At 36.2% G+C, this 1,103-nt stretch carries 1 protein-coding gene; it reads left to right on the top strand.

The window, feature by feature from the left end:
* A partial coding sequence (locus H628_RS07300) for a hypothetical protein (protein WP_034538302.1) occupies positions 1 to 1,103 on the top strand: 1,103 nt, incomplete at both ends.

Raw genomic sequence — 1,103 nt, 5'->3', positions numbered from 1 at the left:
GGCTGGCAATTAGCACCAAATCAAACTTTACCAGACACCGTAACTTTAAGTAGCGATGGTACAGTGAAGGACTTGGGCAAGGTAACAATTGAACACAAGCTGGTTAAACTATCTGATGAAGAAGCTGATAAAGAACAAGATACTGAAAGACCAGGCTACAGTAGAATGTATTCTGTCTTTATGCCAGGAATTTCTGCTGATGAAGGTAGTAATGCTCAACAATATACTGTTATGTCATATAGTTTTTGGCACTTTGATGTATATAAAGATTTAGTTACAGGTGACCAATATTTTACCAATCCTAAAGTTGGAGATGTCCAGAGTTCAATAAATGATAATGATGGTAAGACTGTTTATGACTCTGGTGAGAATAAGACTGGGACAATTGTACCTGAAGTTGACTTGTATAAGATTCCAGGCTATCAAAAAGCAATTTTAGAAGGATACATTCCTATAATTAAACATACTAGTTATGTTTTTGGTGGACAAAGCACTCAAACATGGCGTAGTTCAATTAATGATAATCCAAAAGACTATTTCATTAGTCAATTTAAGGATGGACATATTTTGGCTAGTGTTGATGTAGCTAAGGATATAGATATTGAAAGCGTAGGGCTTAGTCTTGACGAAGCCAAAGATAGAATGACTACATTTGGTGGTAAAAAATATATTACCCAAGATAGTTTTGATAGTTTACGTGGATATGGTGCTAAGTCATATCAAGAATATGAATATGGCGAAATTGAATTTGTAAAAGTAAAGCCAGAAGTGACCTATAAAAAGGGTGAACAAGTCGCTAGCTTAATTGCTAAAGATACTTTGGATAATGTGCCAAGTGATGCTAAGGTAACTTGGGTAACTGAACCAGATACTTCTACACTTGGTGAAAAGACAGCAAAGGTTCATATTGTTTGGGATGGAGAATATCCTGCAGATACTAATCAAGATATCGAAATTCCATATAAGGTAGTTTCAACCAAAGACAGTAGTGTTAAAGCAAGTCAAGATGTTAAATACACGAAGTGTGAAGCTGTCCCAGAAGATGCCAAGAGCGCATTAACTGGTGTACCAAGTGATGCCACAGTAACTTGGACTAAGAAGCC

The sequence above is a fragment of the Lactobacillus psittaci DSM 15354 genome (assembly GCF_000425905.1).
Taxonomy (GTDB): Bacteria; Bacillota; Bacilli; order Lactobacillales; family Lactobacillaceae; genus Lactobacillus; species Lactobacillus psittaci.
This window is presented reverse-complemented; position numbering and strand designations above follow the sequence as displayed.